Origin of the sequence: Curtobacterium aurantiacum (assembly GCF_018598555.1) — a bacterium.
GTDB classification, from domain to species: Bacteria; Actinomycetota; Actinomycetes; order Actinomycetales; family Microbacteriaceae; genus Curtobacterium; species Curtobacterium aurantiacum.
The window spans coordinates 63,508-89,228 of sequence record NZ_JAHEWN010000009.1 but is presented as its reverse complement, the minus strand read 5'-3'; the positions used below and the strand labels follow the sequence as shown (position 1 = coordinate 89,228).

Below are 25,721 nucleotides of genomic sequence, written 5' to 3'. Positions count from 1 at the left end.
TCAGTACCCTGGTGAACCGATGGCAGACACGACGCATTCCCACAGCGGGGCCCAGCCCGCCGGCCCCTGGATCGCCCCGGTCGCAGGGGGTCCGCTGCGCGGTGACGTCGCGCTGCCCGGGTCGAAGTCGCTGACGAACCGCGAGCTCGTGCTCGCCGCGCTGGCCGACGGCCCCTCGACGATCCGGCTCCCGCTGCACTCCCGTGACTCGGCGCTGATGATCGCGGGGCTCCGTGCGCTCGGCGTCGGCATCGAGGAGCTCGAGCCGGCGGCCGGCACCGCCCCGAACCCCTACGGCCCGGACCTCCGGATCACGCCCGCCCCGATGCACGGCGACGTCCGCCTGGACTGCGGGCTGGCCGGCACCGTGATGCGCTTCCTGCCGCCACTCGCCGCCCTGGCCGTCGGGCCCGTCACGGTCGACGGCGACCCCTACGCCCGCAAGCGACCGATGCACGCCATCGTGCAGGGACTCGTGGACCTCGGTGTCGACGTCGCGGACGACGGCGGCGGCTCGATGCCGTTCTCGTTCACCGGCACCGGCTCGGTCCGCGGTGGTGCCCTGACGATCGACGCGTCGGCGTCCTCGCAGTTCGTCTCCGGCCTGCTGCTGTCGGCGCCCCGCTTCGACGAGGGCCTGCACCTCACCCACGTCGGCGAACGCCTGCCGAGCATGCCGCACATCGAGATGACCGTCGCGGCGCTCCGTGCCCGCGGCGTCCGGGTCGACGAGCCGTCGGTCGGCGAGTGGGTCGTGCACCCCGGCCCGATCGGCGCGCGTGACGTCACGATCGAGCCCGACCTGTCGAACGCCGCGCCGTTCGCGGTCGCCGCGCTCGTCGCCGGCGGCACGGTCCGCATCCGCACCTGGCCCACCGAGACGACGCAGGTCGGTGCCGACCTCGAGACGCTCTTGCCCCTGTGGGGGGCGAGCGTGGCCCGTGACGGTGACGACCTGGTCGTCGACGGCGGCGTCGGGATCCGGGGCGGGGCCTCCCTGCCGGGTCTCCAACTCGACCTGAGCCGCGGCGGCGAACTCGCCCCGGCGCTCGTCGCGCTGGCCGCGCTGGCCGACGGACCGAGCGAGATCACCGGCATCGGCCACCTGCGGGGGCACGAGACGGACCGCCTGGCCGCGCTGGCAGCGGACCTCAACCGGTCTGGAGGCGCGGTGCACGAACTCGACGACGGCCTGCGGATCGAGCCGGCGCCGCTCCACGGCAGCGCCTGGGGCGCGTACGACGACCACCGGATGGCGACCGCTGGGGCGATCGTGGGCCTCGTCGTCGACGGCGTCGCCGTCGACGACATCGGGTCGACCGCGAAGACGCTGCCGCAGTTCCCGGAGCTGTGGGCGGCGCTGGTCACTTCCTCCGGCTCGGCCGAGTCGGTTCCGACAGGTCTGAGCGCATGAGCTGGTGGGACGACGCCGACGGTGACGACTCCGACGCGGACGAGCCGTACGGACAGTACGACGAGTCGAGCGTGCGGGTGCGACCGAACCCGAAGGGCAACCGGCCCCGCACGAAGACGCGGCCGACGTACGACGACGCCCCCGTCGGGTGGGTGACGAACGTCGACCGCGGGCGCTTCGGCGTGCTGATCGACGACCACGTCATCACCGCGACGAAGGCCCGCGAGCTCGGCAAGAAGTCCGTCGTCACGGGTGACCACGTGTCGCTCGTCGGGGACGTCTCCGGCGACCCCGGGTCGCTCGCGCGCATCGTGAAGGTCGCCGAACGCTCCACCCTGCTGCGGCGGAGCGCCGACGACTCGGACGAGGTCGAGCGCGTCATCGTGGCGAACGCCGACCAGATGCTCATCGTGGTGGCCGCCGCCGACCCGGAGCCCCGCACCCGGCTGATCGACCGGTACCTGGTGGCCGCGTTCGACGCCGGCCTCGACCCGATCCTCTGCATCACGAAGACCGACCTCGCCGACCCGGCTGCGTTCCTGGCGCACTTCGCCTGCCTCTCCTTGCGGATCGTGACGAGCCGATCGGACGACGTCCCGTTCGAGGCGCTGCACGAGCTCCTGGACGACAAGGTGACCGTGACCGTCGGGCACTCCGGCGTCGGCAAGTCGACCTTGGTGAACGCCCTGACCGGGTCGACGCGTGCGATCGGGGTCGTGAACTCCGTGACCGGTCGCGGGCGGCACACGTCGTCGTCGTCGATCGCGCTGCGGGTCCGCGACGGCGGGTGGATCATCGACACGCCGGGTGTGCGGTCGTTCGGCCTCGGGCACGTCGACCCCGCGAACGTGTTCCGGGCGTTCGCGTCGCACGCCGTGCCGGTGCTGCCCGCGCGGGACGGCATCCCGCTGGCGCAGGCGCACGACTGGGAGATCGTCGACCGGGTGCAGGACGGGGAGCTCGGGCCGACCGGCGTCGAGCGGCTCGACTCGTTCCGGGCACTGCTGACCGGGATGGGTGCGTCCGACCCCGGCTCGGAGTAGCGCGGGATCGTCAGTCCCGGGTGAGCCAGTCGGGCTCGGCTGGTCGGCGCTGTTCGGCCGACTGGTCACGACACCCCGCGGCGCGTTCGTCGAGCGGTCACCAACTGTCGGCTGGCGACGCGGCACCCGACAGTTCGTGACCACTCGAGCGCCGGCGCGCGGTGAATCGTGACCACTCCGGCGGGCGCCCCTCGCACCGTGCAGACCTCGCACCGTGCGAGGGGCGCGCGAACGGTGCGAGGTTGTGCACTCCGTGAGGGCTCGCGCTCCTCGCACGGAGTGCACGACCGCGCACCGGACGTGACCTCGACTCCGGGCCGGCGTCGACAGGCGCGCATCAGGGTTGTACTGTTGCGATCGTGTCTGAAGTTGCAAAGTACAACTTTGCGCCGGCCCCCGCTGTCGACGCCCCGTCCCCGAGCACGACGACGACGTCGCACGCGCACCACTCCCCCACCCACAAGTCCCCACGAGGCCCGAAGCAGCAGCGGTCCGCCAGCGTCCTGCGCCCCGCTGGGCTCGGTCGGGTGCTGCTGACCTTCGCCTCGCACATCCTCGTGCCGCTGTTCCTGGCCGCCGGGATGGGCCTGGCGTACCTCGGCGCCTTCCACGCCCCGGCCCCGCAGGAGCTGCCCGTCGGCATCGTCGGCCAGGGCGCGGCCACCCAGGTGTTCGCCCAGACCGTGACCGACCGGTCCGACGGCGCCCTCGTGGCCCACGTCGTCGCCTCGACGAAGGCGGCCGAGCAGCGGGTGCGCGACCGCGACCTCGCCGCCGTGTACGCGCCGACGTCGACGGGCGCCACGCTCTACGTCTCGACCGCCGCGTCGGAGACCACCGCGAGCGCCGCACAGAAGGTCTTCCTGCCGATCGCCTACGAGCAGCACGTGCCGTTCCGCGTGGTCGACGTCGTCCCGACCGGCGACCAGGACACCACCGGCCAGGGACTGTTCTTCCTGCTCGTCGCCCTGAGCGTCGGCGGGTACGCGTCCGCGATCGCCGTGGCCTCGGTCGCGACGAAGCTCCGCGCCGTGTGGACCGCGGTCATCGGGCTCGCCACCGCTGGGGTCGTCGCCGGCATCGGCGTGATCGTCGCCGGACCGGTCTACGGCGTCATCACCACCCACCACTGGCAGGTGTTCCTGTTCGCCTGGCTCTACGACGCGATCATCATCGCGCTCGGCGTGGGGCTGCACCCCGTGCTCGGCCGGTGGACCACCCCGATCCTGACGATGCTGTTCGTGATGCTGAACTTCACGTCGTCGGGCGGGATCTTCCAGCCGGCGTTCCAGCCCGGGTTCTTCGCCGCGCTGCACGCCTTCTGGAGCGGTGCCGCGTGGCTGCAGGCGGCACAGGACCTGCAGTACTTCCCGGACGCCTCGCTCGGGCGGTCGTCGCTCGTGCTCGCGCTCTGGTTGGCCGCCGCGGTCCTGCTCTGCGTGGTCGTGCACGGGCTCGTCGCCCGTCGCACCCGCATCGCCCGCGAGCGCGAGGTCACCCGGCTCGAGGAAGAAGAGGTCGTCGCGGCGTAGCGACGGTAGGTTGGGCGACGTGGACCTCAGCGCCGACCTGGACTTCGCCCGCTCCCTCGCCGACACCGCCGACGCGATCAGCCTCGAGCGCTTCCGTGCCGCCGACCTGCACGTGACGAAGAAGGCCGACAGCACCCACGTCACCGATGCCGACCAGGCCGTCGAGCGTGCCCTGCGCGAGCGACTCGCCGCCGAGCGACCGGACGATGCGTTCCTCGGCGAGGAGACCACGGCGGACACCGGTGCCGAGGCCGTCAGCGAGGGGCACCGGCAGTGGGTGGTCGACCCGATCGACGGCACCGCCAACTACCTGCGCGGCGTGCCGGTCTGGGCGACCCTCATCGCGCTCGCGGTCGACGGTCGCCCGGTCCTCGGCGTCGTCAGCGCCCCGGCCCTCGGCAAGCGCTGGTGGGCTGCCGAGGGCGCCGGTGCGTACTCGCTGGACGGCCCGCTCCGTGTCTCCGGGGTGGCCGACCTGGCCGATGCGAGCCTGAGCTACAACAGCATCCAGCAGTGGGACGACGACGACCGGCTCGAGACGCTCGTCGACCTGTCGCGCCGGGTCTGGCGCACCCGGGCCTACGGCGACATGTGGTCGTACATGATGGTGGCCGAGGGTGTCCTCGACGTCGCCGGCGAACCGGACCTGAAGCCGTGGGACATCGCGGCCCTCGTGCCCATCGTGGAGGAGGCCGGCGGGCGCTTCACCTCGCTCGACGGCGACCCCGGCCCCTGGCACGGCAGCGCGCTCGCCACGAACGGCCTGGTGCACGACGCCGTCGTCGAGGTCATCCGGCGAGCTGACTAGGCCCGGTCGGCTGACTCCGCGGCCGCGTCGGAGTCTTCGGACTCCCCGTCCGAGCGTCGCGCCGCACGACGCCGCGACAGCAGGTCCGCACCGGCCAGCACCAGGGCGAGCGCCATCAGTGACACCGTGAAGGTCGTGCCGCTGCGGAAGGCGTCGTGGTACGCGTCGAGCCGGCTGGCCGAGCCGGGCCCGCCGGACCCCGACCCCGCGGCTTCGCTCCGCACGATGCCGTAGAAGATGCTCGTCGCCACCGCGGTGCCGATGGCCGTACCGACGCGCTGCCCGAGCTGCTGCATCGACCCCGCCACGCCGGACTGCTCGACGGGGATCTCGGCCAGGGTGAGCGTCTGGTTGGGCGACACCACGAACCCGCCGCCGAGCCCACCGACGAGGAAGGCCCCGGCCATCGCCCACGGGGTCACCTCCGGCGGGGTGGCCACGGCCGCGACCATGAGCAGCAGGAACCCGATGACGACCATCCCGAGGCCGGCCACGACCAGCGCCCGCCCGACCCGGTCGACGATCCGCCCGCCGATGTACGAACCGACCGCGCTCGTCGCGGCGAAGGGGATGCTCACCATGCCGGCGTACAGCGGCGAGAGTCCGATGCCCTCCTGCAGGTACAGCGTGACCATCAGGAAGGACGCCGGCAACGCCGCGAAGTACACGGCCACGATCGACAGCCCGTTGCGGTACGACGACAGTCGGAACAGCTCGAAGTGCACCACGGGCGACTTGCCCTGCCGCTTGAACCGTCGTTCCCAGAACACGAACAGCACGAGGAACACCACGAAGCCGACCAGCCAGAACCACCGGGTCGACGAACCGCCACCACCGCTGGTCAGCACGAACGGCAGCATCAGCGTGACGATGGCGGCGCCGAGCAGCAGGATCCCGACGACGTCCAGTTCGCGGTCCTTCGCCTTCCCCTGAGCCCCCTTCGGCAGCAGACGGACGGCGAAGAGCAGCGCGGCGATCCCGAGGGGCACGTTCATCCAGAACAGCAGCCGCCACCCGGACTCCTCGCCGCCGATCGCGATGAGGCCACCGCCGATGGTCGGACCGAGGGCGGTCGAGATGCCGATCATCGCTCCGAACAGCCCGAACGCGCGGCCTCGCTCCGGCCCGCGGAACAGCTGCTGCACCAACCCGATGACCTGGGGCATCTGGATGCCGGCGGCGAAGCCCTGCAGGATCCGGGTGACCATCAGCACCTCGATGTTCGGGGCCACGGCGCACAGCAGGCTCGATCCGGTGAACGCGCTGAGGCCCACGATGAACAGGACACGCCGACTCTTCAGGTCGCCGAGCCGGCCGGCGGGCACGAGGGCGAGACCGAACGCCAGGGCGTACCCCGCCACGATGAGCTGGAGCGACGAACTGGTGGCGTCGAGGGACCGCTCGATCGAGGGCAGCCCGACGTTCACCTTGGACAGGTCGAGGATCGTCAGGGCCGCGACCGCCACGCAGACGGCGAAGGCCCGCCACCTCGTGCGGTCGTCGAGGCGGTCGTCGGTCTTCTCAGCGCTGGACATCCCGTCCGTGCTACACCTGCGGTGGCGAACACGGTCCGGACAGCGCTGTACCCCGGTCGGCTCGGACGGTCCCGATCGGGGTACCACCGAGTCCCAGACGAGCGGCCGGCGCACCCCCCTCGTGGCCCCCCGTACTGGGGGCACGGTTCTGGACATCCGCTCGCAGGAGTCCGCTCGGTGGGCCGGTACCTGAGTTATCGTGCTCCAGACGGCAGGTCACGTGACGCCCTCGGATTCCCTAGATCCGGACGGCGGAACCGACCGGTCGTGTTCGTCCGAAGACCCTAACCCGAGGGGTGATACAGACGATGACATCATCGTTCCCGAGCGGAACCGAGTGCACCCTCACTCGTCGACCGCATCCAATCCACGACAGTTCCGGCGCGCGCGCAGTCGCCGCCGCTCGTCCGCACTCCGCCACGGTCACCCGCCGTGCAGCAGTCCGGTCCGCCTCAGCGCGCCCTGATCGCGCGAACCACACGTTCGCCGACGACCTCCTCGCAGCATCCGCCTCCGGACCCGGAGGCCGGTGAGTCATGGCACTCACCGGTCGACGTCTCGAGGTCGACCGGATCGCGACCCTCGCAGTGCTCCCCCGGGAGTCCGCGATGGTCGTGGTCGGCGACCCTGGTTCCGGACGCAGCAGCGTCCTCGACGCGGTCTCGAACCGCGTTTCCCTCCCCGTCGTCCGGGTCGGTGTCAACGGGAGTGAATCCCGTTGGCCGCTGGCCGGGGTGACCTCACTGTTCACCGCGCTCGACGACCCCCGAGCGACCGCGCACATCGCCCACCTCCTGCAGGCCGGCGAGACGGCGGCCGCCGTGACGGCCGGGTTGGCGGCGGCGCACGACTTCCTCGACGCCGTGCACGCCCTCACCCTGCCGCCGACACTCGTGCTGATCGACGACCTCGACCGGATGGACGCGGAGAGCCAGGAGCTCATCGCGTTCCTCGCCGGCCGGCTCGCCGGGACCGCACTGCGCGTCGTGGCCACGGTCCGGTCGGTACCGTCGGACGGTCCGCTCGCGGCCCTGCCGGCGCTCCGGATCGAACCGTTGCCGTCGGACGAGGCACTCGTGCTCGCCCGTGCCATGGCACCGGCCGAGGCGAACGACGGCGTCCTCGCCGTCCTCGCCGAGGAGACCGGAGGCAACCCCGGCGCGCTCCGCGAACAGCTCGCGGTGCTCACCCGGGAGCAGCTCACCGGTGCGGAGCCGATCGTGCTGCCGCTCCGCCCCACTCCGACGACCGAGGCCATCGCGGCACTCACACTCGGGCCCGCCGCGGGACGCGATCTGGACGTCCTCGCGAAGCTCGCCCTGGTGCCGGTCGCGAAGACCACGGCGTGGGACCGGGACGAGCTGGACGACCTGGTCGGGGCCGGTCTCGCGACCGTCCGCGGGCAGAGCGTCACCGTGCGGGACCCCCTGGTGCGCTCCGCGCTGTACTGGCGGATGCCCGCACGGGACCGCCGTGCAGCGCACGCGGCGTTGGCCGCGGCGAGCGCCGAGTCCGACCCGCGGGCCGCCGCGTGGCACCGGAGCTTCGTCGACGACGTCCCCGACGTGGTCGCGCTGCTCCAGGCCGCACGGTCGTACGTCGTGGACGGCAACGTGCACGCCGCGATCGCGCTGACCGAGCGTGCCCTGCACGTCGGCGGCGGGACGGAGGACGAGCACGTGGCGTTGCTCGGTGTCGCGGAGGCGATGCTCGGCAAGCGCCTGCTCGGCTTCGCCGCGCGGTACCTGGCGGCGCTCCGTCCGTTCCGGACGACGCCGAACGAGGTCCGTCGACTGCGCCTGCAGTACTCGGCCGAGTACCTCAGCGGGGACGCCGTGCACGCGGACGAGCTCCTCGTCCCCGTCGACACGACCGACCCCACGGACGTGGACGCCATCGCCGGGCTGATGGCCATGGTGGCGTGCTTCCGGGCGGAGGCGTGGGAGCTCGACCAGGCGAAGGACCTGCTGCACCGCATCGAACCGCTCGAGGGGTCGGCGTCCGCGCACACCCTCGAGATCGCGACGACCGCGCGGGAGCTCATCGCCGCCGTGGACGGCGTGCTGCCGCCGGACACCGAGCTGCACGACGGGCTCGCGACGTCGGCGCTCGTGGCGATGTCGGACCCGGCCCTGCTGCTCCTCGCGCATGCCTTGAGCATCGGCGAGCGCTACCGGAGCGCGCGACGGGTGTTCGCACTCGTCCTCGCCCGGGGGCAGGAGACCGCGGCGGTCTGGACCGAGGCGGCCCGGTACCTGACGTCCGAGAACGAGGTGCGTTCCGGCAACTTCCGGCAGGCGCTCCGCGCGATCGACGTGTGGGAGGCCGGTTCGTCGGTCGCCGAGCGGCTGCGCGAGCCGTCCCGGGCGATCGCCGTGGCGTGGCGGCACTTCGCCGAGGGCCGGTCCGCCGAGGCACTCGACGTCGTCGACCGGTGCCTCGGGCACCGGTCGACCGGTCGGCTGTGGGCGGCGACGGCGAAGCTGCACGCGCTCCGCGGCAAGGTCCTGCTGCTCGACGGTCGTCTCGACGAGGCGGCCACCGCGCTCGAGGCCGCCGACGCGATCGGCCGGTCCCTCCGGAACCCGGCGGTGCTCCGGCACCTCGGCGACCTGGTCGAGGCGTACGTGCGCCTCGGACGGGTCGACGACGCCCGGACCATCACGGCGCGCCTCGCGGCCGACCACCACGCCCGTCCCGGGCGCTGGGGTGCCCTCGTCCTGGCGCGGAGCCTCGCGCTCGTCGCCGACGACACCACTCGCGAGACGGCTCGTCGCCGCGCGCTGGAGCTGTTCCAGCCGCACGACTCGCAGTACGAGCGGGCACGCTCCTTCGCAGCCCTGGCCGCCGTCGGCAGCCCGGCCGAGCGTCCGCGCCTCGGAGCGGCGGCCGCAGCGGCCTACGAGGCGGCCGGCCTGCGTCGTCCCCTCGTGACGCCGGCGCCGGCAGCGGCGATGCCGCAGTTCGGCACGCGTTCGTCGTCGCTCCGTTCCGCACCGGTCCCCTCGCCGGCGTTCCCCGGGACGCCGCGCAGTGCCCCGGACGCGTCGGCGGTGCTCACCTCGCTGACCGCCGAGGAGCGTGCGGTGGTGCAGAAGGTCACCGAGGGCTACCGCAACCGCGAGATCGCCTCGTCGCTGTTCATGTCGCAGCGCACGGTGGAACTGCGACTCACGCAGATCTACCGCAAGGTCGGCGCGCGGTCGCGATCGCACCTGGTCGCGCTCCTCACGTAGGAGAGGCACATCCGACCGGGCTCGCAGGCTCGCCCGGCGCTGGGTCCGCGCGCCGCTGGCGCGTCGCTCAGAGCGAAGACCGCGCGGACGGGAGGCCCGGTACCAGCTGGTACCGGGCCTCCCGTCCGTCTGCGCTCCACGTCTTCACGCAACCGACCTCGCAGGCTCGGTCGGCGCTGGCGCCGCGCGCCGCTGGCGCGTCGCTCCACGCGAAGCGCGCGCGGTTGCGGGAGTCCGCACACGCCCGCAGCGCGGTGTGCCCCGCACGCGGGGAACCGCAAGAGCGTCCGACGGGTGTTGCCGTGCGGTCGGCGGCGGGTGAGGCTTCTCCTGCACCGACCGCCGTGCCCCTCCCCCGGGGGCCAGCCCGCGGTACCCGAGTCCGGTACCCGAACCTCCCGGCCCACCGACACCGACGTCCGTCCTCGCCTGATCCGAGGACGGGCGTCGGTTCCCGGGCCGGGGGACCCCGGACGCGCGGCAGACCCGACGGCGGTCGGTGCCGCCCCACCACCCCGTTCCACCCACCCTCGTTCCCCCGAAGGGACAGCCGATGTGCGGCATCATCGCGGCCCGCGTGTCTGACGACGCGACCCCCTACCTGCTCGACGGACTCGAGCGGCTCGAGTACCGCGGGTACGACTCCGCAGGCATCGCCGTCCGGACGGCCGTCGGCCGCACCGAGACGATCCGCTCGGTGTCCCGTGTCGGTGACCTGCGCACGCTCGTCGCGGCCCGCTCCGGTGCCGCGCTCACCGGCGTCGGCATCGGCCACACCCGCTGGGCGACGCACGGTGCCGTCCGCGAGGCGAACGCGCACCCGCACGCCGACTGCACCGGCCGGATCGCCATCGTGCACAACGGCATCATCGAGAACGCCGAACAGCTGCGGCAGACGCTCGAGGCGCAGGGACACCGGTTCCGATCCGACGTCGACTCCGAGGTCATCGCGCACCTGGTCGAGCGGGCCCTGGCGGTCGACCCGGACCTGATGCTCGCGGTGCAGATCGCGACGGCGCAGCTCGAGGGGTCGTGGGCGATCGTCGTCCTGGACGCCCGCGACGGCCGGATGGTCGTGGCGGCGGACCGCTCTCCGCTCGTCGTCGCCCGCTCCGGCCGCGGTGACTTCGTGGCGAGCGACATCGGCGCGATCGCCGAGTGGTGCGAGACCTTCGTGGCGCTCCGCGACGGCGACGTCGTCGAGCTCGGCGAGGCCTGGACCTGGTCGTCCGACGGCATCACGGTGCCGGTGCCGTTCCCCACGCCGTCTCCGTTCGCCGCCGCCGCCCTCGACCTCGGCGACCACACGGACCACATGGCGAAGGAGATCGACGAGCAGGCCGACGTCGTCGCCGGGATCCTGGACCGGGTGACCCGGCGCACGGCCGACGGCAGCATGTGGGTGGGGCTCGGCCTGGCCGGTTTCCACCGGCTGGCGATCGTCGCCTGCGGCACGTCGCTGAACGCCGGCCAGGTGATCGCGACGGCGCTGCGCGGCATCGGTGGTGTGCCCACGGACATCGTCGTCGCGAGCGAGGCCGACCAGGCCGTGCTCGGCCCGGGCACCCTGGTCGTCGCGATCAGCCAGTCCGGGGAGACCGCCGACGTGCTCCGCGCCCTCGACCGCTTCGAGGACCGGCACCCGGTGCTCGCGCTGACGAACAACATGCACTCCTCGCTCGCCCGACGGGCCGACGCCGTGCTGGACTGCCACGCCGGTCCGGAGATCGGGGTCGCGGCCACGAAGACGTTCACGGCGCAGGTCGTGGTGGGCGTCGCGGCGATGATCTCGGCGATGGTGGCGTCCGGCCGGATCGAGCCGTCGCGCGCCCAGGTGCTCGTCGACGAGCTGCGCGACCTGCCGGCCCGGATCGAGCACGCCGCGCGGGTGTCCGCCGAGCGGATGCCGCTGCTGGTGTCGAGCGTCAAGGAGGCGTCCGGGTTCCTGTTCCTCGGCCGCGGGGCCGGCCTGCCGTACGCAGCCGAGGGTGCCCTGAAGCTCAAGGAGCTGAGCTACCGCTGGGCCGAGGCCTACCCCGCCGGCGAGCTCAAGCACGGCCCGCTCGCCCTGGTCGACGACGGCACCCCGGTGGTCGTCATCGACCACGGCGAGCCGAAGATCCAGTCGGCGATCGCCGAGGTCCGGGCCCGCGGCGGCTTCGTCATCACGATCGGCGGCGAGACCGCGGACATCCCCGCACTCGGCCGGCGTGGCACCGGCGACCTGGCCTGGGGCGCGATGACCGCGCCGTGGGGCCCGCTCGAGGCCGTCGTCCCGCTGCAGATGCTGGCCCGCGAACTCGCCCTGCAGCTCGGGTGCGACGTCGACAAACCCCGGAACCTCGCGAAGTCGGTGACGGTCGAATAGCCGGGCGACGCCGCGTGAACCGCCTGACGGTGTTCCTCGCCGTCCTCACCGCCCTGGCCATCGCCGGCACCGTGGTCCTGATCGCGGTGGTGCTGACGACGTCCGTGCTCCCCTGACCGGGACCCGGATCCGCAGGGTCTTCCTGGGCGGGGCTGCGATGCTGGTCCCTTGACCACCGCAGCCCCGCCCCTCGTCTTCGTCGCGCTCCTCATCGGCGCCGTCCTGCCGTTCGTCCCGTTCGTCGGGCGAGTCGCCCGCATCGCCGCGACCATCGCGCACGAGGTCGGGCACGCGATCGTCGTCGTGCCGTTCGGCGGCCGCATCCAGCGGATCGAGCTGCACCCGGACGGGTCCGGCGAGGCCTGGGTCCAGCTCGGTCGGGTCCCCGGCGGCATCCGGTGGCTCGTCCGGATCCTCAACCTGTACGCGGGCTACAGCGCACCGCTCTGGGCCGGGGTGCTGCTGGTGACCGGGGTGCTGCACGGGTCACGCTGGTTGCCCGTGGTCGTGCTCGCGGTGATCGGGCTCGTGGCACTGGCCTTCGTGCGGAACTGGTTCGGTCTGCTGGTCGTGCTCGGCTTCGACGCCCTCGCCCTGTGGGTCGCCGTCCGGCCGTCCGAGGCCACGGTGCTGGTGGTCGCCGCAGTCGGGGCGTTCTTCGTCGTCGACGGGCTGCGCTCGGTGGCGCAGGTCGGCCGCTGGCTGCTCACCGGTGCCCGGGTGCAGACGGACTTCCACATCGCCGCGGCGGAGATGCGCGTGCCGGCGTCGCTGTGGTTCGTACTGTTCGTCGTCGTGAACGGCGTCGCGGTGTGGCTGGCGCGCGGGCCGCTGCTCGAGGTCTGGGACACCGTCGTCGCCGGCGTCCGCGCGCTCGTCTGAGGCTGCGCTCGCGTAACCGGGGGCCGCAATCGTCTGTCCACGCCGAGGGGCTGCGAGGCTACCGCCAGACGACCCCCGGAGGTGTCCCATGGCGACCGACGTCCACGGCTTCGCGACCGAGCAGGTGCACGGCGGCTTCGTGCCCGACACGGGGCACGGTGCCCGTGTCCCCGCGATCCACATGTCCTCCGGGTTCCTGTTCGACGACTTCGACCAGGCGCGCGACCGCTTCGCCGACACCGAGGACGGCTACACCTACACGCGCCTCGGCAACCCGACGAACGCCGACGTCGAGCGTCGCGTCGCGCTGCTCGAACGCGGCGTCCAGGCGATCCTGGTCGGCAGCGGACAGGCGGCGGCGACCGTGGCGTTCCTCGGGCTCCTGCAGGCCGGCGACCACGTCGTCAGTGCCCGGAGCATCTACGAGGGCACCCGCGGGCTGCTGCGGCAGAACCTCGGCCGGCTCGGCATCGAGGTCGACTTCGTCCCCGACGCGCGCGACCTCGACGCCTGGGCCGCCGCGGTCCGACCGAACACGAAGGCGTTCTTCGCCGAGACGATCCCGAACCCGAAGAACGACGTCCTCGACATCACCGGCGTCGCCGAGACCGCACACCGCGCCGGCGTCCCGCTGATCGTCGACAACACCCTCGCCACGCCGTACCTGGTGCGCCCGGTCGAGCACGGTGCGGACATCGTCGTGCACTCGGCGTCGAAGTTCCTGTCCGGCCACGGCGCCGGACTCGGCGGCGTGGTCGTCGACGGCGGCACGTTCGACTGGTCCGCAGCGCCCGAGCGCTGGACGCACCTGACCAGCCCGGAGCGGTCCCTCGGCGGTGACAGCTACGCCGAGCGGTACGGCGACCGCGCGTTCGCCGTGTACGCCCGCGACGTCGTCGCCGCACGCATCGGTCCGGCCCCGTCACCGTTCAACGCCTTCCTGCTCCGCCAGGGCATCGAGACGCTGTCGCTGCGGGTCGAACGCCACTGCGCGAACGCGCTGGCCGTCGCGTCCTGGCTGGACCAGCAGCCGGAGGTGACGAGCGTCGACCACGCGGGCCTGGCCTCCAGTCCGTTCCACGACCTCGCCCAGCGCTACCTGCCCCGTGGGGCCGGATCCGTCTTCGCCTTCACGCTCGCCGGTGGCGAAGCCGCCGCGCGGGCGTTCATCGACGCCGTGCAGCTGTTCAGCCGGATGACGCACCTGGGCGACGTCCGCTCGCTGATCCTGCACCCGGCGACCACGACGCACGCCGGGCGCACCCCACAGGAACGTGCCGAGCAGGGCATCGACGACGGCCTGATCCGCCTGTCGGTCGGCATCGAGGACGTCGCGGACCTGCTCCGCGACCTGGAACGCGGGTTCGCCGCCGTGCGTTCCGCAGGCGCCGTCGGCGGTCTGGAGGCGCGTGGAGCGTCGGACGCGCAGCGCACCGCAGTCGGTGGGCCGGCCCTCGACCGGCAGGAGCGCTGAATGGCCGAGCCGCAGCACTTCGGGTACTTCTTCTCACGCGGCTTCGGCCCGCAGGCGTGGGGGCGGTCCGACTGGGACTGGGGCCACGACTGGACGAAGCCGGACCTGTACCAGCAGTCCGTCCGGACGCTGGAGCAGGCCGGCATGGACCTGGTCATCGCCGAGGACGCCGTCTCGCTCGGGAACCCCGCGACCCTCGACCTGCGCATCCGACAGGCGTACGGCGGCCCGAAGCACGACCCGCTGCTGCTCGCCCCGTACCTGTTCGCCGCGACCTCGCACATCGGCATCGCGCCGACCGTGAACGCGGGGATCACCCCGCCGTACCTGGCGGCACGACAGTTCGCGACCCTCGCGCACCTGTCCTCCGACCGGCTCGGCATCAACGTCGTCACCGACGTCGGCAGCGCACGGCACGCCGGGCTGCCGCCGCTGCCCCACGACCAGGCGTACGACCGGGCCGAGGAGTGGATCACCCTGCTCCGCCGGCTCTGGCACTCGTGGGGCGACGGGTACGTCGGCGCACCGGACTCCTGGCACTTCGCGGACGGCGACGCGCTCGACGCGTTCCACCACGATGGCACGTACTTCACCGCCGACGGTCCGCTCAACGCGCTGCCGCTGGCGTCGGACCCCCTGGTCGTCTCCCCGGGCGGGTCGGGTCGTGGACTCGCCTTCGCCGGGACCCACTCGGACGTGCAGCTCGCGCTCGCGCCGCTGTCCGCCCCGGCGGTGTCGGACTACCGGGGGCGGGTGATCGCCGCCGCCGAGGCCGCCGGGCGCTCGGCCGCGGACCTGCGGATCCTGTTCGTGCTCAAGCCCGTGATCGTGTCCTCGGCGGAGGAGGCCGACCGCATCGTCGCCGCCTCCGAGCACCCCGGCGACGACGCCCTGCGTGCCGCGGCGACCGCGTGGTCGAGCGACTCCGAGACCGACCTGCTCGCGCTCGACCTGGACGCGCCCGTGCCCGCCGGGACCTTCGGAGACCACGTCTCCGCGGGCACGATCCGCGGGCTGCTCGGCGACACCCCGGACGCACCGCTGCGGGAACTGCTCACCCGCAAGGCGCGGCAGGGGCGGATCGCGCCGGGCTCGGGCTCGCGGTCCGGGTCGCGGTCGGGGCCGCGGTCGGGGTTCGTCGGGACCGCGGACGAGTTCGCGGACTTCATCGAGGAGCTCGGCAGCGACGCCGACAACGACGGGATCATCTTCTCGGGCGACCTGCACCCGGCACAGGTCCACCGGATGCTCGGCGACCTGGTGCCGGTGCTCCGACGCCGCGGCCTGCTGCGTCGGGAGTACGGCGCCGGAGGGATCCGGGACAACCTGTTCGACTTCTAGCGGGGACGCGCCGTCGACTGTTCGGTCCGGATCCGCGGTCCGGACGGTCGATGTGCCGGAGCACCCGTCGGCGTGAGGCTGGACCCACCACACCGAACGGAAGGTCCCCCTCATGCGTCTCCCCCGCACCCTCGTCGCCACCGCCGCCGCAGCCCTCGCCGTCACCGGCATCACGGCCGGCGTCGCCACCACCTCGTCGAACGCCGCCGCCGCCGACGTCCGCCCCGTCGCGGCCGTCACCGGCGACGCCGTCGTCGAGTCCAAGCGGCTCAGTTCCGCCGACGCGATGCGGGCGGCCTCGGCTGCCCTCACCGCCGCCGAGGCCGACGGCGCGGGGTTCGTCAGCGTCTCGGTCGTCGACCGCAACGGCCAGCTGCAGGCCTTCGTCCGTGGCGAGAACGCCGCCTCGCACACGATCAGCGCCTCGCGGCAGAAGGCCTACACGGCGGCGGCGTTCGGCGCGCCCACCTCGGAGCTCGCGAAGCGGGCCACGGGCGACAACGCCGGACTGAAGGACCTGCCCGGGACCCTGTTCCTCGCCGGAGCCGTGCCGGTCAAGGCGGGCGAGGCCTCCATCGGCGGCATCGGCGTCGGCGGCACCCCGTCGGGCGCCACCGACCAGGAGTACGCACAGGCTGGGCTGGACGCGATCACGAAGTGACCCGGCAGGGTCGTGCAGTGACCCGACAGCGCTGAGTCGATCGTGACGACGGCGGGGCGACCATCGGTCGCCCCGCCGTCGTCACGTCGTCACGTCGTCGGGCGAGCGTGCGGGTCGCGCCTGGCCGTCGAAGGCGATGATGCCCCGTCGGGTGGCCTCGGCCACCGCCCCGGCCCGGCCGTCGACACCCAGCTTCGCGAACACCCGCACCAGGTGCGTCTTCACCGTCGACTCGCTCATGAAGAGCTGGCCCGCGATCACCCGGTTCGTCGAGCCGTCGGCGAGCAGTTCGAGCACGTCGAGCTCCCGCGGCGTCAGGGTCTCGTCCGGTCGGCGACCACGGTCGAGCATGCGTTCCGCCACGGCCCGCGCGTACACGGCGGTCCCGGTGGCGGCGGCACGGACGGCGGCGGCCAGTTCGTCGGCCGACGCGTCCTTGAGCAGGTACCCCGTCGCCCCGGCATCGAGCGCCCGCATGATCGCCACGTCGGTCCCGGTCGCCGTGAACACCAGCACGCGGGTCGACCGGATCAGGTCGGGGATCAGGTCGACGCCGTTGCGCGTCCCGAGGCCGAGGTCGAGCACGACGACGTCCGGAATCGTCTCGGCGACGAGGGCGGTCACCGCCTCCGGGTCCCCGGTCGACCCGACGACGTCGATGTCCGGGAAGGTCGCGAGGATCGCGGCGACCCCGGTCCGGAGCACGGGGTGGTCGTCGACGAGCAGCACGCGGGTCATGGTTCCTCCAACGGTACGGTCGCCCGCAGCACCGTACCGTCCGGGCCGGAGCGCAGGTCGAGTGCTCCCCCGACGGCATCGAGCCGGCGCCGCATGATCGCCAGGCCGTGGCCTCCGGTCGGTCCGGGCACGATGACGGAATCCGGGTCGAACCCGACGCCGTCGTCCCGGACCACGACCGCGACGGTGTCCCCCTCGTACCGGAGTTCCAGCACGATCGACGAGGCGTCCGCGTGCCGTTCGGCGTTGCCGAGCGCCCCCTGAGCGGTTCGCAACAGCGCCAGTGCCGGCATCGGTGCCACGGGACGCCGCTCCCCGACCACCGACCAGTGGGCGCCGACGCGTTCGGCGGCCTCGGCAAGGCCGTCCGCGAGTCCGTCGGCGAGTCCATCCGCCGGGTCCTCGGCGGCCCGCGCATCCGCTCCGAGTCCGTCGACGAGCGCGCGGGTGTCCACCACGGCGGTCCGCAGTGCCCGACGGGCATCCTGCGCGAGACGGTCGTCCCCGGAGCGTTCGGCCGCCTCGGTCAGGTACAGCGCTCCCGCCACCGACTGCACCACCGTGTCGTGGAGTTCCGCGGCGACGTGCTGGCGCGCTTCGAGGGCACTCGCCCGACGCTCCGAGGCGACGAGTCGCGCGCGGGTGGCGATGAGCTGCCGCACGGTGCGCGACCGCTCCTGCAGGGCCACCCGGGACACCACGACCGCGGCGACGAACACCAGCCCGGCGAGGAGACACCCGACGAACAGCCCGGGGTCCGCGCTGCCGGTCAGTCGGGGGACGGACACCGCGGCGACCACGACCGCCGACGCGCTGGCGACCGTGGCCGGCACGACGCGGGCGGTCGTCTGCAGCACGACGACGAGCGGGACGATGCTCCACGCCGCACTCGGGGCGACCACGACGAGCACGACGGCGAGGAGCGCGAGTCCGAGCGGCACCACGGCGGGGACCGGCCGGCGGAGGAGCGCCGCGGCGGTCACGAGCGACGCTGCGACCAGGACGGCTCCGAGCGTGACAGCGAGCACGTGACCCGGCTCGCCGGCATGGAACTCGTGGTATCGGAACGTGCCGACCGCGGTGACGACCGCCGTGGCCGTCGCGGCCAGCGGAGCCGATCGACTGCTCAGGAGCCTCCAGGACCCCCGCCGACGCGACGAGGGCGGGACCGGGGGCACCGCACCAGGGTACGGACCCCCGGTCGGAGATCTGCTGTGGCCGCTACTACTTCTTCGACTTCTTCTTGCCGTCGTCCTTCTTCGACTTCTTCTTGCCGTCGTCCTTCTTCGACTTCTTCTTGCCGTCGTCCTTCTTCGACTTCTTCTTCTTGTCGTCGTCCTTCTTGGACTTCTTCTTGCCGTCGTCCTTCTTCGACTTCGCCTTGCTCGCACCCGTCGGCAGCGGCAGGACGGCCGACACGGCCTCCGGCTCCGCCTGGGCGGCGGAGTCAGCGTCAGCGGGCGCGGGCGCGGGCGCGGCCTCGGGCTCCGGTGACTCCACCCCGTCGATCGGCTCGACGACCACAGCCGAGCCGGTGTCCAGCTCCACGTCCACCGCGTGCTCCTCGAGCACCGGCGCCAGGGCGTCGGCGACCCGCTCGACCGTGAGTACGGCGTCCGCCTCCGCCAGCCGGAGCAGCGCCTGCGCGGTGCGCACCCGGGTGGTCGCCTTGCGGGCGAGCACGTCAGCCCGTGCACCCTCGAGGAACGTCCGCAGGGCACGCTCGACGACCGACCGACCACGCGGGGCGGCGCGGTCGAGCCGGTCGAGTTCCCCGGCGACCCCGGAGACATCGTCGGCGACGTGCTCGTGGCGGACCGACTCGATGAGCGCAGCGATGGCGGCTGCGGCACGCTCGACCCCGGCGGAACGCTGGTCGAGCACGACGAGCATCTCGACGACCGACCCGTACGTGACGGTCTCCAGCCGCACCGGCTCGGCACCGCGGCCTCGCACGACCAGTCGGGTGTCGGGGTTCGGCAGCCACGCGGCGAGGGCGGCGACCGTGGCGACGGACCCGACGATCCGCTCGTACTCGCTGAGCACCACTCGTTCCTGCTCCCGCAGACGGACACGGATCGCGATCTCTTGCACCACGTGCTGACCTCTCGTTCGGGTTCGACGCGAGCGTGTTCTGCGCGCCTGCTCCGGAGCGTAGTCCTCGGACGTGGCACAACAGCGAACGCCCCGGCACTGTCCAGGGGACGGTGCCGGGGCGTTCAGGTGGCGCAGCGTGACAGCGGTTCGTCGTTCGGCGAATGGTGGAGATGGGGGGAATCGAACCCCCGTCCATCGCTGCAATTCGACGTCTTCTACGGGCGTATCCGGATAGTTCGTTCTGCTCGGCCCCGTCCTTTGCTACCGGCTTCTAGGACGACGGGCCCAGTCTCAGTGCAAGTCCCGCACGGCCCTGAGGCGCAACCGTGCAGCAAGTCCTCTGGATGACGTCGGGATCAGGTTAGGGGACGGTCACCTGGCCGACGGACTTCATGTGCTGGGCTGCTTACGCAGCGAGAGCGAAGTCAGTGCGCTTGGAATTGGCACTTGTTGTTTTCCACGGATCGTTAACGAGATAACCGTGGGTCCTCGGCCCGCTTCCCGTCGGCACACAGGCAATGTCGAAACCGATCATCCCCATGCGGGCCGGACGTGCGAGCCGCTGTCACGCTGTTGAGTTGCCAATGCCCCGAGCGGGGCAGTCCCTCAGTCTAGCCGAGGTGATCCGTCGGCGCTACTCCCCGACGCGGTTCCGGGTGCGCATGGCCCGCTCGGCCTCACGCTTGTCGGTCTTCTCACGGAGCGCCTGGCGCTTGTCGAACTCGCGCTTGCCCTTGGCGACCGCGATCTCGATCTTGGCTCGGCCGTCGTGGAAGTAGATCTGCAGCGGCACGAGGGTGTAGCCACCCTGGGCCGTCTTGTGCGAGATCTTGACGATCTGCTGCTTGTGCAGGAGCAGCTTGCGCTTGCGCCGGGGCGCGTGGTTGTTCCACGTGCCCTCGGTGTACTCCGGGATGTGCACCGCGTCGATCCACGCTTCGCCACCGTCGATGTACGCGTACCCGTCGACCAGCGAGGCCCGCCCCATGCGCAGGGACTTCACCTCGGTGCCGGACAGGACCATGCCCGCTTCGTACGTGTCCTCGATGAGGTAGTCGTGTCGGGCACGACGATTCGTCGCGACGACCTTCTCACCGCGTTCCTTCGCCATGACGACTCCTCTCGATGATGACCGGTGCACTGCGCCGCACCGGATGGCGCTGCGCAGCCCTACAGCCTACTCAACACGGAACGGGCGGCGCACCTTCCCGGCGCGCCGCCCGTTCGCGGATGTGATGCTGCGTCAGACCTTCAGGTACCGCCGGATCGCGATCGACGCTGACGCCGCGGCGAGGAGCACCCCGATCACGATCACCGCCGGGACCACGATGGCAGCGTCACCCATGCCGATGAACGCCGTGCCCCGGAAGCGTTCGGCCAGGAAGTTCCGGACGAAGAACCACACGACTGCGGTGATCGCACCGCCGGCCAAGACTGCTCCGATGGCGGCGGCGATCACCCCCTCGAGCACGAACGGTGTCTGGATGAACCGGTTCGACGCCCCCACGAGCCGCATGATGCCGAGCTCTCGCCGTCGACTGAACGCCGACAACCGGATCGTCGTCGCGATGAGCAGCACGGCCGCCACGAGCATGAGCGCCGCGATGCCGATCGCCGTGTACGACGAGGCGTTGAGCAGGTTGAAGATCGGTTGCAGGTAGCTGCGCTGGTCGCTCACGCTCTGCACGCCGGCCACCTTCGACAGGCTCTCGACCAGGACGTCGGCCTGGGACGGGTTCTTCAGGTTCACCCAGAAGGTCTCGTTCAGGTACTCGGGCTTGACGAACTCCGTCGCGGCCGACTCCTTGAACTGCTCCTTGAACCGGGCGAAGGCCTGGTCCTGGTTCTCGTAGTACGTCTTCTCGATGTACGGCTTGAGCGTCGAGGACTCCAGCTGCGCCTGGACCTGCTCGCGCTGGTCCTCGGTGGCCTTGGCACCGGTGCAGTTGCCGGTCGTGTCGGTCTCGGTGCACAGGTAGACGGCGACCTGCGCCCGGTCGTACCAGTACCCCTTCATCTGGTTGATCTGCATCTGGAGCAGGATCGCGGTACCGACGAAGGTGAGGGAGATGAAGGTCACGAGGACGACGGAGACGACCATCGACGCGTTGCGCCGCAGGCCCGAGCCGACCTCGGACATGACGAGCCCGAGCCTCATCGGATGAGCCCCGGGATCGTCTGGATGCCGGTGGTGTTGGACACGGTGCCTCGCTGGATCGGGACGGCCTGGGTCTGGTAGCCGCCGGACTGCTCGTCGCGCAGGACGGCGCCGTTCGAGAGCTCGATGACCCGGCGCTGCATCTGGTTCACGATGCTGGCGTCGTGCGTCGCCATCAGCACGGTGGTGCCTCCCTGGTTGATGCGTTCGAGGAGCGCCATGATGCCGGCGGACGTCGTGGGGTCCAGGTTCCCGGTCGGCTCGTCGGCCAGCAGGATCGCCGGCTTGTTCACGACGGCTCGGGCGATGGCCACGCGCTGCTGCTCACCGCCGGAGAGCTCGTGCGGCATGCGGGTGGCCTTGCCGGCGAGCCCGACGAGCTTCAGCACGTCGGTCACGGCCTCGCTGATGAAGCCCTTGCTCTTGCCGATCACCTGCAGCGAGAACGCCACGTTGTCGAACACGTTCTTGTTCGGCAGCAGGCGGAAGTCCTGGAAGACCACGCCGAGGTTGCGACGGAAGTACGGGACCTTCCGCGATGCCAGGGACCCGAGGCGCTGCCCGAGCACGTGGATCTGCCCGCTGGTGGGCTTCTCCTCCTTGAGCACGAGGCGCAGGAAGCTGGACTTGCCGGAACCGGACGCGCCCACGAGGAACACGAACTCACCCTTGAGGATCTCGAGGGTGAGGTTGTCGAGCGCCGGACTCGGGTTGCCCGAGTAGACCTTGGTGACCTGGTCGAATTTGATCATGACCGGATCAGGGTAGGTCGCCCCGCTTGGAAAACAAGCGAGGCGCGCGGCTCACGAACCCCTACTCAGCGGCGGATTGCTTGCGCCAGCGGATGCCCGCGTTGATGAACCCGTCCAGATCGCCGTCGAACACGGCTGAGGGGTTGTTCACCTCGTGCTCCGTCCGGAGGTCCTTGACCATCTGGTACGGCGCCAGGACGTAGGACCGGATCTGGTCGCCCCAGCTCGCCGTGATGTTGCCGGCGAGCTCCTTCTTCTTCGCGTTCTCCTCTTCCTTCTTCAGGAGGAGCAGGCGCGACTGCAGCACGCGCATGGCGGCCGCACGGTTCTGGATCTGCGACTTCTCGTTCTGCATCGAGACGACGGTGCCGGTCGGGATGTGCGTCAGGCGCACCGCGGAGTCGGTCGTGTTGACGGACTGCCCGCCGGGGCCCGACGAGCGGAACACGTCGACGCGGATGTCGTTCTCGGGGATGTCGATGACGGCGGTCTCCGGCATGAGCGGGATGACCTCGACCGCGGCGAAGGACGTCTGGCGCTTGCCGGCGGCACCGAACGGCGACATCCGGACGAGCCGGTGGGTGCCGGCCTCGACCGACAGCGTGCCGAACGCGTGCGGCGCGTCGATCTCGAACGTCGCGGACTTGATGCCCGCTTCTTCCGCGTAGGACGTGTCCATCACGGTGGTCTTGAAGTTGTGCTGCTCGGCGTACCGGAGGTACATGCGGAGGAGCATCTCGGCGAAGTCCGCGGCGTCGACACCGCCGGCACCCGCGCGGATCGTGATGACCGCAGGACGGTCGTCGTACTCGCCGTCGAGGAGCGTCTGCACCTCGAAGTCGCCGATCATCTTCTGGATCGCCTTGAGCTCGGCGAGCGCTTCGTCGGCGGACTCCTGGTCGTCGCCCTCGTTCGCCATCTCGACCAGCACCTCGAGGTCGTCGATGCGCTGCTCGGTGTCGGTGATCTTCTTCAGCTCCGACTGCCGGTGCGAGAGCGCGCTCGTCACCTGCTGCGCATGGTCGACGTCGTCCCAGAGGTCCTGGGCCCCGGCCTGCTCGCTGAGGTCGGCGATCTCACGCTGCAGGCGGTCGACGTCGACCACCGAGCGGATGTTGCCGAAGGTCTCGCGAAGGGCGGAGAGCTGCTCGGTGAAGTCCAGTTCGACCATGGTCATCGATCCTACCGGCGCGAGTCCGGCTCGGCCGACCGGGAGGCCCGGCGCGGGTCCGTCCCGCTGGTCGCGGTCTTCCTCCGCACGCCTCGCACCCCCGCCCCGGCCCGGTCATCCGGGCCTCCGGTGCGACCTGGCGATCGCGTACCGTCGCAGCCGCACGCCACCGCGGCGCTCGGTCGACAGCAGGACGGCGTCGTAGTGCTCCAACACCCCGATGGAGCCGTCGTTGTCATCACGGCAGACGGCGATCACCGGGTCGATCCCGACCCGCGACGCGTGCGCGAGCACCTGGCCCAGCGCCCACGTCGCCACGCCTCGACCCCTCGCGGACGGGCGGATCCCGTACCCGACATGGCCGAACCGCTGCACGCCGGCCGCGTCCCCCGGAGCCCGGAGCGCGATCCCGCCCAGGACACGGCCGTCCTCGACGATCCACCAGAGCGCCCCGGGTCTGGCGTGCAGTCGGCCGACCCAGGTGCGGAACCCGTCCTCGTCGCCGACGTCGTCGTGGGCGGTGATGCCGAACCCGTCCTCGTGCACGCCCGGCCCCCACTCGGCATGTGCTTCAGCCCACGCCTCGTACAACGCCGTCTGCGGTCTCACCAACTCGAGCATGACCAAGTATCACAACGATGCGCGTCGGTGGCGATCCCTTCATGGACATCGCGCCAGGCGGTTCTGGGCTGCCTCGCGAGGGGTCGTGTCGAGCTACCATCGCGCCGTGGCCGGAACAGTTCTGCTCGGAGCGAGCATCGCGGTCTTGCTGGGCACCGTCGCGATCGTCGTGTGGCGTGTTCGGAACCCGACCTGGGTCCGTGACGCGCAGCTCACCCAGAACGCCAGTCCCGTGATCAGCTTCCTCCTGCTCGCCTTCAGTGCTCTCGTGGCCGCGCTCATCCTCACCCTCGGGGTGTTCTGGGTCGCGACCGGGCACAGAGTCGTCGGGTGGGCGATGGTCTGTCTCGCTGTGACCGGCCTCTCGCACGTCTGGGTCGGCGTCTGGATCCGACGGCAGCCGTTTCCGTAGGGGCGAGCACGGCCGAGGACCGCTGGTCGCCCTACCGTCGGCCGCGAGCCAAGAGCGCAAGAACCACGAGCCCCGCGATGACCGCGCCGACCCAAACCAGTCCTGTCATGACTCCCCCTGACGGCATCGTTCCTCCGCCTCGATCCCGGTCGGACCGAGCGCGATGCGCACCCTGAGGACACTACGACACGGCACAGGCCCGCGCTTCGATCCATCGGTTGCGGAGCCCTGGTACGAGCGGGGCAATGACCTACCGCCCGAGCAACGGCTCCCGCGACGCCATCCCCGCTGCACCGGCCCGTGCGACCGCATCCGGCAGCGCCGTCAGGAACGCGTCGACGTCGGCATCGGTCGTGGTGTGGCCGAGCGTGATCCGGAGCGCACCACGGGCGTCCTGCTCCGACAGCCCCATCGCGAGCAGCACGTGCGACGCCTCGGGCACACCGGCCTGGCACGCCGACCCGGTCGAGACCGCGACCCCGGCGGCGTCGAGCAGGAACAGGAGCGAGTCGCCCTCGCACCCCGGGAACGTGAAGTGTGCGTTGCCCGGCAGCCGGTCGACGGGGTCCCCCATCAGCACCGCCGACGGCACGGCCGCACGGACCCCGGCGACCAGACGGTCCCGCAGGGCGACGAGTGACGGGTGCGGCATCGGCTCGGCGACGACCGCGCTGGCCGCCACGCCGAAGGCCGCGGCCGCCGGGGCGTCCTGCGTGCCGCTGCGCACCTGCCGCTGCTGCCCACCACCGTGGATGAGGGGTTCGACGGTGGCCTTCCGTCCGAGCACGAGCGCACCGATACCGACGGGGCCGCCGACCTTGTGCGCGGAGACGCTGAGCGCGTCGAGGCCGGACCCGGCGAACGACACCGGCACCTGCCCGTAGGCGGCGACCGCGTCGCTGTGCACGGGCACGCCGGCGGCGTGCGCGAGCTCGACGATCCACGACACGGGCTGGATGGTGCCCACCTCGTTGTTCGCCCACAGGAACGTGACCAGGGCGACGTCCGAGGCGTCGGCGAGGCGCGCCTCCAGTCCGGCGAGGTCGACGCGACCCTGCGCATCCAGCGGGACCACGTCGATGACGGCACCCTCGTGCGTCTCCAGCCAGGTCAGGGTGTCGACGGTGGCGTGGTGCTCGCCGCCGGGGACGACGATGCGGGGTCGCTGGCGGTCGCGCTGGCGAGCCCAGAACAGCCCCTTCACGGCGAGGTTGATGCTCTCGGTGCCTCCGGAGGTGAACACCACCTCGACGGTGTCGGCGTCGAGCGAGCGGGCGACCGCGGCGCGGCCGTCCTCGAGCAGCATCTTGGCGCGCTGCCCGGCGCTGTGGATGGACGACGGGTTGCCGACGGTGCCGAGGGCATCGGTGAAGGCGGCGAGCGCCTCCGGCAGGATCGGCGTCGTCGCGGCGTGGTCGAGGTAGACCGACAAATGCACCCCCTGGATCGAGCAGTGTCCAGGATACGCGCCGGTCCTC

Annotated in this window: 21 protein-coding genes and 1 other RNA gene; 11 read left to right on the top strand and 11 right to left on the bottom strand. The window is 71.8% G+C overall.

From position 1 onward, the window contains the following. Positions 1-19 precede the first annotated feature (19 nt). The 4 genes from aroA to hisN all read left to right on the top strand — a co-directional run bounded on the left by aroA (position 20) and on the right by hisN (position 4,797). Complete coding sequence (gene aroA, locus KK087_RS09845; RefSeq protein ID WP_214564983.1) at positions 20-1,414, top strand: 3-phosphoshikimate 1-carboxyvinyltransferase; 1,395 nt, start codon at positions 20-22, stop codon at positions 1,412-1,414. Next, positions 1,411-2,457 carry a ribosome small subunit-dependent GTPase A gene (rsgA, locus tag KK087_RS09840; RefSeq protein WP_214544411.1) on the top strand — a complete coding sequence of 349 codons (1,047 nt, stop codon included), beginning with the start codon at positions 1,411-1,413 and terminating at the stop codon, positions 2,455-2,457. The genes aroA and rsgA overlap by 4 nt, the downstream gene beginning before the upstream one ends. A gap of 359 nt (positions 2,458-2,816) precedes the next feature. Next, positions 2,817-3,989 carry an ABC-2 transporter permease gene (locus KK087_RS09835; RefSeq protein ID WP_214564982.1) on the top strand — a complete coding sequence of 391 codons (1,173 nt, stop codon included), beginning with the start codon at positions 2,817-2,819 and terminating at the stop codon, positions 3,987-3,989. 19 nt (positions 3,990-4,008) lie between these two features. Beyond that, positions 4,009-4,797 (top strand): histidinol-phosphatase, encoded by a 789-nt coding sequence (gene hisN / locus KK087_RS09830; RefSeq protein ID WP_214544409.1) that lies wholly within the window; start codon positions 4,009-4,011, stop codon positions 4,795-4,797. On the opposite strand, the gene KK087_RS09825 is transcribed toward hisN, so the two are convergent. Next, positions 4,794-6,332, bottom strand: a complete 1,539-nt coding sequence (locus KK087_RS09825) for an MFS transporter (RefSeq protein WP_214564981.1) — start codon at positions 6,330-6,332, stop codon at positions 4,794-4,796. The two genes, hisN and KK087_RS09825, sit on opposite strands and share 4 nt — an antisense overlap. Positions 6,333-6,868: 536 nt before the next feature. Here KK087_RS09825 and KK087_RS09820 point away from each other — a divergent pair. The 6 genes from KK087_RS09820 (at position 6,869) to KK087_RS09795 (ending at position 16,294) form a co-directional block, all read left to right on the top strand. Further along, positions 6,869-9,568: a helix-turn-helix transcriptional regulator gene (locus KK087_RS09820; protein ID WP_214564980.1), complete on the top strand. Its 2,700-nt coding sequence runs from the start codon at positions 6,869-6,871 to the stop codon at positions 9,566-9,568. A gap of 553 nt (positions 9,569-10,121) precedes the next feature. Continuing rightward, on the top strand, positions 10,122-11,936 hold the full coding sequence (glmS, locus tag KK087_RS09815) for a glutamine--fructose-6-phosphate transaminase (isomerizing) (protein ID WP_214564979.1): 1,815 nt from the start codon (positions 10,122-10,124) through the stop codon (positions 11,934-11,936). A gap of 168 nt (positions 11,937-12,104) precedes the next feature. After that, positions 12,105-12,818, top strand: coding sequence for a M50 family metallopeptidase (locus tag KK087_RS09810; RefSeq protein WP_214564978.1), 714 nt, complete (start codon positions 12,105-12,107; stop codon positions 12,816-12,818). A gap of 88 nt (positions 12,819-12,906) precedes the next feature. Then, on the top strand, positions 12,907-14,292 hold the full coding sequence (locus KK087_RS09805; RefSeq protein ID WP_214564977.1) for an O-acetylhomoserine aminocarboxypropyltransferase/cysteine synthase family protein: 1,386 nt from the start codon (positions 12,907-12,909) through the stop codon (positions 14,290-14,292). After that, positions 14,293-15,633: an LLM class flavin-dependent oxidoreductase gene (locus KK087_RS09800; protein ID WP_214564976.1), complete on the top strand. Its 1,341-nt coding sequence runs from the start codon at positions 14,293-14,295 to the stop codon at positions 15,631-15,633. Positions 15,634-15,745: 112 nt separating this feature from the next. Continuing rightward, positions 15,746-16,294: a GlcG/HbpS family heme-binding protein gene (locus KK087_RS09795; RefSeq protein WP_214564975.1), complete on the top strand. Its 549-nt coding sequence runs from the start codon at positions 15,746-15,748 to the stop codon at positions 16,292-16,294. An 81-nt stretch (positions 16,295-16,375) separates the two neighbouring features. On the opposite strand, the gene KK087_RS09790 is transcribed toward KK087_RS09795, so the two are convergent. From KK087_RS09790 to KK087_RS09750, 9 genes are all read right to left on the bottom strand, one after another. Next, positions 16,376-17,032 (bottom strand): response regulator, encoded by a 657-nt coding sequence (locus KK087_RS09790; protein ID WP_214564974.1) that lies wholly within the window; start codon positions 17,030-17,032, stop codon positions 16,376-16,378. After that, positions 17,029-18,060 (bottom strand): sensor histidine kinase, encoded by a 1,032-nt coding sequence (locus KK087_RS09785; RefSeq protein ID WP_214564973.1) that lies wholly within the window; start codon positions 18,058-18,060, stop codon positions 17,029-17,031. The genes KK087_RS09790 and KK087_RS09785 overlap by 4 nt, the downstream gene beginning before the upstream one ends. 196 nt (positions 18,061-18,256) lie before the next feature. Continuing rightward, positions 18,257-19,129, bottom strand: coding sequence for a hypothetical protein (locus KK087_RS09780; protein ID WP_214564972.1), 873 nt, complete (start codon positions 19,127-19,129; stop codon positions 18,257-18,259). Between the two features lie 162 nt (positions 19,130-19,291). Further along, positions 19,292-19,668: a transfer-messenger RNA gene (gene ssrA / locus KK087_RS09775) on the bottom strand. A 95-nt stretch (positions 19,669-19,763) separates the two neighbouring features. Next, positions 19,764-20,240, bottom strand: coding sequence for an SsrA-binding protein SmpB (gene smpB, locus KK087_RS09770; RefSeq protein ID WP_214528601.1), 477 nt, complete (start codon positions 20,238-20,240; stop codon positions 19,764-19,766). 132 nt (positions 20,241-20,372) lie between these two features. Next, positions 20,373-21,287 (bottom strand): permease-like cell division protein FtsX, encoded by a 915-nt coding sequence (ftsX, locus tag KK087_RS09765; protein WP_214528602.1) that lies wholly within the window; start codon positions 21,285-21,287, stop codon positions 20,373-20,375. After that, entirely contained in the window at positions 21,284-22,039 is a 756-nt protein-coding gene (gene ftsE, locus KK087_RS09760) for a cell division ATP-binding protein FtsE (protein WP_214528603.1), read from the bottom strand. The genes ftsX and ftsE overlap by 4 nt, the downstream gene beginning before the upstream one ends. A gap of 61 nt (positions 22,040-22,100) precedes the next feature. Beyond that, positions 22,101-23,210 carry a peptide chain release factor 2 gene (gene prfB, locus KK087_RS09755; protein WP_071244840.1) on the bottom strand — a complete coding sequence of 370 codons (1,110 nt, stop codon included), beginning with the start codon at positions 23,208-23,210 and terminating at the stop codon, positions 22,101-22,103. Between the two features lie 114 nt (positions 23,211-23,324). Continuing rightward, positions 23,325-23,819, bottom strand: coding sequence for a GNAT family N-acetyltransferase (locus KK087_RS09750; RefSeq protein ID WP_214564971.1), 495 nt, complete (start codon positions 23,817-23,819; stop codon positions 23,325-23,327). A gap of 118 nt (positions 23,820-23,937) precedes the next feature. Here KK087_RS09750 and KK087_RS09745 point away from each other — a divergent pair, with 118 nt between their 5' ends. Beyond that, the gene (locus tag KK087_RS09745; protein WP_214564970.1) at positions 23,938-24,243 is read left to right on the top strand and encodes a hypothetical protein; all 306 of its coding nucleotides are present in this window, start codon (positions 23,938-23,940) and stop codon (positions 24,241-24,243) included. Positions 24,244-24,493: 250 nt separating this feature from the next. On the opposite strand, the gene KK087_RS09740 is transcribed toward KK087_RS09745, so the two are convergent. Next, positions 24,494-25,675 (bottom strand): cysteine desulfurase family protein, encoded by a 1,182-nt coding sequence (locus KK087_RS09740; RefSeq protein WP_214565020.1) that lies wholly within the window; start codon positions 25,673-25,675, stop codon positions 24,494-24,496. Positions 25,676-25,721: the final 46 nt, after the last annotated feature.

Excerpts from the sequence above, each read along its gene's own strand:
- aroA (WP_214564983.1), top strand. The coding sequence starts at position 20 with ATGGCAGACACGACGCATTCCCACAGCGGGGCCCAGCCCGCCGGCCCC.
- rsgA (WP_214544411.1), top strand. The coding sequence starts at position 1,411 with ATGAGCTGGTGGGACGACGCCGACGGTGACGACTCCGACGCGGACGAG.
- KK087_RS09825 (WP_214564981.1), bottom strand. The coding sequence starts at position 6,332 with ATGTCCAGCGCTGAGAAGACCGACGACCGCCTCGACGACCGCACGAGG.
- KK087_RS09820 (WP_214564980.1), top strand. The coding sequence starts at position 6,869 with ATGGCACTCACCGGTCGACGTCTCGAGGTCGACCGGATCGCGACCCTC.
- glmS (WP_214564979.1), top strand. The coding sequence starts at position 10,122 with ATGTGCGGCATCATCGCGGCCCGCGTGTCTGACGACGCGACCCCCTAC.
- KK087_RS09805 (WP_214564977.1), top strand. The coding sequence starts at position 12,907 with ATGGCGACCGACGTCCACGGCTTCGCGACCGAGCAGGTGCACGGCGGC.
- KK087_RS09800 (WP_214564976.1), top strand. The coding sequence starts at position 14,293 with ATGGCCGAGCCGCAGCACTTCGGGTACTTCTTCTCACGCGGCTTCGGC.
- KK087_RS09795 (WP_214564975.1), top strand. The coding sequence starts at position 15,746 with ATGCGTCTCCCCCGCACCCTCGTCGCCACCGCCGCCGCAGCCCTCGCC.
- KK087_RS09790 (WP_214564974.1), bottom strand. The coding sequence starts at position 17,032 with ATGACCCGCGTGCTGCTCGTCGACGACCACCCCGTGCTCCGGACCGGG.
- smpB (WP_214528601.1), bottom strand. The coding sequence starts at position 20,240 with ATGGCGAAGGAACGCGGTGAGAAGGTCGTCGCGACGAATCGTCGTGCC.
- ftsX (WP_214528602.1), bottom strand. The coding sequence starts at position 21,287 with ATGAGGCTCGGGCTCGTCATGTCCGAGGTCGGCTCGGGCCTGCGGCGC.
- ftsE (WP_214528603.1), bottom strand. The coding sequence starts at position 22,039 with ATGATCAAATTCGACCAGGTCACCAAGGTCTACTCGGGCAACCCGAGT.
- prfB (WP_071244840.1), bottom strand. The coding sequence starts at position 23,210 with ATGGTCGAACTGGACTTCACCGAGCAGCTCTCCGCCCTTCGCGAGACC.